Annotated in this window: 1 protein-coding gene and 1 pseudogene; both read left to right on the forward strand. The window is 45.5% G+C overall.

What is annotated here, in order from left to right; genetic code table 11:
- The first annotated feature begins 112 nt into the window (after positions 1–112).
- The gene (locus tag QUB77_RS31580) at positions 113–421 is read left to right on the forward strand and encodes an IS66 family transposase (protein ID WP_333180935.1); all 309 of its coding nucleotides are present in this window, start codon (positions 113–115) and stop codon (positions 419–421) included.
- A gap of 32 nt (positions 422–453) precedes the next feature.
- Positions 454–870: pseudogene (locus tag QUB77_RS31925) on the forward strand (IS66 family transposase); the annotation flags it as partial.
- Between the last annotated feature and the right edge of the window lie 275 nt (positions 871–1,145).

A 1,145-nucleotide genomic window follows, 5' to 3' on the forward strand; every position in this document is an offset into this window, starting at 1 on the left:
TGGCACATCTCTTGATGAAGTTATTCGTGCTTATTGTGCATAAAGAGTGTCTCATACTTATTTGAAATGACTATACCACCAATTCGCCCGATCGTAAGGCGCATTGAACGTTATGGCGGTCGCTGCGCCTGTTGTCAAACCGAGTATCTTGCCCCCGTACCCGCTGTCCCTGGAACCGGGTTCACCATTTGGGAGTTCCATTCAAAGCCTAGTTACATATCTGCGCTACACTCATGCGATCGGCTACGAACGGCTGTCGGGAATCTTGTCATCCGTTTTTGGACTCAAGATATCAGAAGGAGCGATCGCCAACCTTTTAAGTACAGTCAAAACCAGTTTAGAGGACCTTTGTAAATCAAATATTACAACGTTTGCGACAGGCAAAATTAATTTGCAAGCGATGAAACCAGTGCCAGAGTAAATGGACAAAACCAATGAGAGTGGGTATTTCAGAACCCAGATATTTGCTTGCATGTCATCCGTCCGAGTCGGGGGGCTGGAGTAATTAGTGAAGTTCTCGGGGAACATCGCCCGCAACTGTGGGTATCAGACCTTTTTAGTGCTCAAAAAAATCACCCAGCAGCACAATGGCAGGTGTGTTTAGCCCATCAACTGCGGGATTGCCAATATGCCATTGATGCAGGAGACAGAATTTTTGCCCCAGCGATGAAGAGGTTATTATTAAGGGCTTTTGTTATCCATGCAAGGCGGGAGCGATATCGCAGCAATTTACGAGAAAGATTAACCATAATTTTGAGCTTTTCGCCACATCAGCCGGATGGTGTTCGGTTGCGAAAACGCTATGGCGAGCTGATGAATAATTTGTTCTTATTTCTGGAAGATGTGAAAATTCCACCCACAAATAATTAAGCGCGAACAAGCGATTCGGATGAGCGTTATATTTCGTCGCGTGACCAATTGCTTTCATTCCGAATCGGGGCGAGATTTATTTGCGGCGGTTCGTTCAGTTGTGAATACTGGTAAAAGGCATGGCTTAACTGCTTATCAAGCTATTCAACAAGCTCTCTCTATTCATGGCTGCCTTTTTTCCCCTAGTTGAGCAATTACCTTTTTTTTACCACAATTCGCTTCATCCTTTACAGACTCATGGCTATGGGGAGCGTGTCGCGCCTTCAGCACTCGGT

The organism is Microcoleus sp. AT9b-C3 (genome assembly GCF_036705485.1).
Taxonomy (GTDB): Bacteria; Cyanobacteriota; Cyanobacteriia; order Cyanobacteriales; family Microcoleaceae; genus Microcoleus.